Annotated in this window: 4 protein-coding genes; 3 read left to right on the plus strand and 1 reads right to left on the minus strand. The window is 72.3% G+C overall.

Annotation, left to right across the window (positions count from 1 at the left end):
• The 3 genes from D7X55_RS45795 to D7X55_RS35145 all read left to right on the plus strand — a co-directional run.
• Positions 1 to 163, plus strand: a 163-nt coding sequence (locus D7X55_RS45795) for an ATP-binding protein (protein WP_199747292.1), incomplete at its 5' end; no start/stop codon positions are given.
• Between the two features lie 8 nt (positions 164 to 171).
• Entirely contained in the window at positions 172 to 4263 is a 4092-nt protein-coding gene (locus D7X55_RS35140) for a TOMM system kinase/cyclase fusion protein (protein ID WP_233610256.1), read from the plus strand.
• 1 nt (position 4264) lies between these two features.
• Positions 4265 to 4678 (plus strand): BMA_0021/BMA_0022 family TOMM bacteriocin, encoded by a 414-nt coding sequence (locus D7X55_RS35145; RefSeq protein ID WP_158626473.1) that lies wholly within the window; start codon positions 4265 to 4267, stop codon positions 4676 to 4678.
• Between the two features lie 29 nt (positions 4679 to 4707).
• On the opposite strand, the gene D7X55_RS35150 is transcribed toward D7X55_RS35145, so the two are convergent.
• Positions 4708 to 5388 (minus strand): SagB family peptide dehydrogenase (locus D7X55_RS35150; RefSeq protein ID WP_121725337.1); only part of this gene is annotated, 681 nt, incomplete at its 5' end.

Genomic DNA, 5388 nt, shown 5'->3' on the forward strand with positions numbered 1-5388 from the left:
GGGGACGGGGCTGGGGCTGTCGCTCAGCCATGACATCATCGTGCAGGGCCACCAGGGCACGTTCCGCATGGAGACGGCGCCGGGTGAGTTCACGGAGTTCGTCATCACCCTGCCCAGGCGGGGGGGACGGTCATCAATGGATCGAGGCTCGGGAACGCGATGAAGAACCCAATGGATCCTACGTTGCTGGAGGCCTTCCAGGGCCGGTACGAGCTCCTGTCCGAGCTGGGCGAGGGCGGCTTCGGCCGCGTCTACAAGGCCCGCCAGGTGACCACCGGCCAGAACGTGGCGGTGAAGCTCCTGCGCCTGACGGAGGGCGCGACGCCGGAGTCGGTGGAGCGCCGCAGCGCGCGCTTCGAGCGCGAGATGAAGCTGTGCGCGCAGATGCACCACCCGAACATCGTGCGGCTCATCGATTCAGGCCGCGCGCAGGGCGGCGCCGTCTACTCCATCTTCGAGTTCGTGCCGGGCAAGAACCTGGCGCAGGTGCTCGCGGAGGAGGGCGTGCTGGATCCGGTGGAGGCGCGCCACCTGATGCTCCAGCTCCTGGACGCGCTGGCGTGCGCGCACGCGCAGAACGTGGTGCACCGCGACCTGAAGCCCGCGAACATCATGGTCGTGCCCACCGGCGCCCGGCGCAACGCGCTGGTGCTGGACTTCGGCATCGGGTCCGTCACGGATGAGCTGACGCGCGCGGAGCCGCAGCCGCGCATCACGTCCACCAACGAATCGCTGGGCACGCCGTCGTACGCGGCGCCGGAGCAGCTGCGCGGGCAGGCGCCCACGCCGCGCTCGGATTTGTACGCGTGGGGGCTCGTGTTCCTGGAGTGCCTCACCGGCCGGCGCGTCTTCGAGGGCGCCACCGTCGCGGAGGTCATCTTCCAGCAGCTGTCCACGGAGCCGGTGCCCATTCCCCCGGCCATCGCCGCGCACCCGCTGGGCAAGCTGCTCCAGCGCGCGACGGCGAAGGACGCGTCCCAGCGCACCGTGTCCGCGGAGGTGCTGCTGCGCCAGCTGGAGGCGGTGGACGTCTCCAACCTGCCGCGCCGGCCCTCGTCCGTGCGCATCCAGCCCGCCGCCCCCAACGCGGAGACGGCGACGGTGGAGCTGTCCAGCCGCACGCCCAATGCCGTGTCCACGCGCTCGCGCCGGTGGGCGGAGGGTGAGCGCCGCCAGCTCACGGTGGTGTGCTGCACGCTGTCCGCCACGCAGACGGCGCCGGGACCGGTGGACATCGAGGAGTTGGATCACGTGCTGGGCGCCCAGCAGGAGGTCTGCATCGAGATCGCCCGGCGCTACAACGGCCACATCGCCAGCGCGCTGGGCGACATCGTCCTCTTCTACTTCGGCTATCCGGCGGCGCGGGAGGACGACGCCCGGCGCGCGGCGCAGGCGGCGCTGGACATGGTGGCGGAGGTGAAGCGGCGCGGACGGGCCATCGAGGCCGAGCGCGGCACGCGGGTGGAGATCCGCGTGGGCCTGCACACGGGCCTGGTGGTGTCTCGCGAGCAGCGGGACCCGACGCTCTCCGGCCTGGGCTTCGTGGTGGGCACCACGCCGAAGATCGCCTTCCGGCTGTCCACCTCCGCGCCTCCGGGCGCCATCCTCGTCACGGGCGACACGCAGCAGCTGGTGCGCAAGCACTTCCCGCTGGACGCCGTGCCCGCGTCCCCCAACGAGCTGTTGCCTCCGGGCCTGGAGACGTTCGTGCTCCAGGGCGCGGACGCGACGTGGAGCGGCGCCGAGGACGCGCTCACGCTGGTGGGCCGCTCGCGCGAGCTGGACCTGGTGCTGTCGCGCTGGGAGCAGGTGCGCTCCGGGCAGGGACAGGCGGTGCTGATTTCCGGTGAGCCGGGCATCGGCAAGTCGCGCCTCATGCGCGAGCTGGGAGACCGGCTGGGCGCGGAGCCGCACACGTGGCTGGAGGCCCGCTGCACGCAGGACAGCTCCGGCCAGGCGTATGCCCCCGTGGTGGACCTGCTCACGCGGATGCTGGATCCGAACCGCGACCTGCCTCCGGAAGGCCGGCTGACGGGCCTGGAGGCGCTGCTGTCCGGCTACAGCTTCGACCTGCCGGAGACGCTGCCGCTGTTCGCGTCGCTGTTGTCCCTGCCGCTGCCGCCGGAGCGCTGGGCGCCGCTGGACGTGTCGCCGATGAAGCACCGGGAGCTCACCCGCAACGCGCTGCTGGCCCTGCTCGCGGCGATGGCGGAGCGCCAGCCCGTGGTGCTGGCGCTGGAGGACCTGCACTGGGCGGATCCGTCCTCGCTGGAGCTGCTCAAGGCGCTGGTGGAGGAGGTGTCCTCGTCGCGCCTGCTCACGCTGTTCAGCGCGCGCCCGGAGTTCGAGCCGCCCTGGGCCGCGTCGGCGGTGACGCAGGTGCAGCTGGGCGCGCTGGGACGCCCGGAGGTGGAGCGGCTGGCCACCGCCGCCGCGGGAGCGCCGCTGTCTCCGGAAGCGCTGGAGGAGATCGTCACGCGCACGGACGGCATCCCGCTGTTCGTGGAGGAACTGGTGCGCACGCTGCGCGAGTCCGGCGCGCTGGTGGAGCGCGAGGGCCGCTTCGCGCTGGAGGCGGGCCGCGCGGGCCCCACGGTGCCGGGCACGCTGAGGGATCTGCTGGTCGCGCGATTGGACCGGCTGGGCCGCGCCAAGGAGACCGCGCAGATCGCCTCCGTGCTGGGCCGTGAGCTGACGCATGAGCTGCTGCGCCACGTGAGCCCCCTGACGCCGGAGGCGCTGGAGACGGACCTGGAGCGGCTGGTGGGCTCCGGGCTCCTGCACCGCAAGCGCCGGCCGAAGGGGCCCGTGTACCTCTTCAAGCACGCGCTGGTGCGGGACGCGGCCTACGACTCCATGCTCAAGCGCTACCGCCAGCAGATGCACGCGAAGGCGGCGGAGGCGCTGGAGGCGCACTTCCCGGAGCAGGTGGAGTCGCGGCCGGACCTCCTCGCGCACCACTGGGCCGCCGCGAACCTGAAGCGCAAGGCCATCCTCTACGCGCAGAAGGCCGCGTTCGCCGCGCTGGTGCGCTCCGCGTACCTGGAGGCCATCCTCTTCGCCCGGCTGGGTCTGTCATGGCTGGACGCCATCGATGACCCGGTGGAGCGCGCGCAGCTGGAGCTGAGCCTCAACGGCGTGCTCGCCCCGGCGCTGATGTCCACGCAGGGCTGGCGCTCGCAGGACCTGCGCACCGTGGCCGAGCGCTCGCTGGAGCTGCTCTTCACCGTGGGGGAGAGCCCCTACGCGGCCCCGACCCTGTGGGTCCTCTCCATCTTCTACCACCTGGGGGGAGACCAGCGCCGGGTGCGCGGGCTGATGGATCGGCTGGTGGCGCTGGCGCAGCGCACCGGGGACGCGGGCCAGGAGGCGGTGGCGCTCACCATCCTCTCCAACATCGAGCTGCTGGAAGGCCGCCTGGGAGAGGCGAAGGCGAAGGCGGACCGGTGCCTGTCCCTCTTCGACCCCGTCGAGCACCGGATGCACCGCATCCTCTACGGGCAGGACACGCGCGTGGGCGGCGAGTCCGTGCTGTGCCGGGGGATGTGGCTGCTGGGCTTCCCGGACCAGGCGAAGGCGCACGGCGAGGCCGCGGTGGCGTGGGGCCGCGAGCTGAACCATGGCACCAGCATTGGCCTGTCCTTCATCTACCTGCTGCTGCTGGCGCAGGAGCACGGCGACCGGACGGAGGCGCTCCAGCTCATCTCCCAGCACGCGGAGCTGTCCCACCGCTACGGCCTGCTGGAGCAGTCCGCCTACGTGGGCATCCTGCGCGGGTGGGCGATGAAGGACGTGGAGGCCGTGCGGCGCGGCGTGGCGATGCGCGAGGCGTTCGGCACGGAGATGGACCAGCCGGCGTACTACGCCATGCTCGCGGAGCTGGAGCTGGAGCTGGGCCTCCTGGAGGCGGCGCTCGCCACCGTGGAGCATGGACGGCAGCGCGCCCAGGTCCTGGGTGAGGCGTACCACGAGTCCAAGCTGCTTCGCGTCAAGGGGCAGGTGCTGCTGCAGCGGGACGGGAACACTGCACCCTCCGCGGAGTCGTGCTTCCGTCAGGCGGCGGAGGCGGCGCACGCGCAGGGGGCCCGGATGCGGGAGCTGCAGGCCGTCACGTGGCTGGCGCGGGTGCTCCAGGCCTCGGGACGTCAGGAAGAAGCCCGGCAACGGCTGCAATCGGTCTACAGTACCTTCTCCGAAGGCTGGGGAACCCCGCCCGTCTCGGAAGCCCGCGCCCTGTTGGATGCGCTGGGAGGAGAAGGCTGACATGAGCAAGAAGAAGCCGGAGTCGAAGGCCGCGCCCGCTCGGGCCCGCCCGGTGGCGCGCAAGCCCACGCGGAGCCCGGGGGGCCAGGCCTCGGTGAATGACTGGCAGGCCGTGTGGATGCGCGCCGTCGCGCTCGCGTGGAAGGAGCCGGAGTTCGAGGCGGCCCTGCAGAAGAACCCGCGCGAGGCTCTCAAGAAGCGCTTCGACTTCGACCTGCCCGCCAGCATCCACCTGAAGGTCGTCCCCTCCACCGTGGCGAACGCGGCGTCGGACGGGACGTGGAAGGTGAACAGCGCGGAGGTGGAGCTGCACCTGCCGAAGAAGCCGGCCGACGTGGCGGATCACGCCGTGGCGCTCTCCAGCCTCACCGACACGCACGGCCGTTCGCACTGCTGCGGCAGCCCCTGCTGCTGACGGGGCTCCGGAGCAGTCCGCCGGAGTAATCAGGGAGACGCGAGGGGCGCGTCTCCCCCGGACACCGCGAAGGCGCCCACGCTGGCCTCGCCGAAGCCGTCCACGCCCGCCACGCGCTGGAAGAAGTCCGGGTCGCTCCGGCCCAGCGCGTAGGGCCTCAGGCCCATCGCGGTGGACACCAGGTAGAGCGTCTGCACCAGCGCTCCCGTGTCCTGCAGCACCAGCGAGTACGCCAGCGTCTCGTACTTCCACGCGAGCCGGGGCACGCGCGCGGCCACCACCATCAGCACCTCCGGCCGCTCGAAGGGCTCCACCGGCGCGCGCGCTTCGTCCAGCAGCGCGTGGAACTCCGGCGTCGGGCCGCTCAGCTTCTCCAGCCGGTGGCCCAAGGGGTCGTAGTGGTAGGCGCCCGGGGCCAGGCCCTGGCACTCGCCCACCATGGGGTAGAGCTCCAGCGCGTACACCGCGCCCGCGCCGGGGTAGGGCCGGTCGGTGATTTCGCCGTCCTGCGTGGTGCGCACGTCGCGCACGCGCGCGGAGCGGTAGAGCAGTTCGCCCAGCTGCTGCACGGTGAGCGGTGAGGCGCCCCGGCCGCGCAGGCTCCGGCGGGCCTCCAGCACCTCCGTGAAGGAGCGGTCGCCTCCCGAGCGCAGCGCCTCCAGGTCCGGCCGGTGCAGCTCGACGACCTCCTCGGTCACCGTGGGCTTGAG

This window comes from Corallococcus sp. AB049A (assembly GCF_003668885.1).
Lineage (GTDB): Bacteria > Myxococcota > Myxococcia > Myxococcales > Myxococcaceae > Corallococcus > Corallococcus interemptor.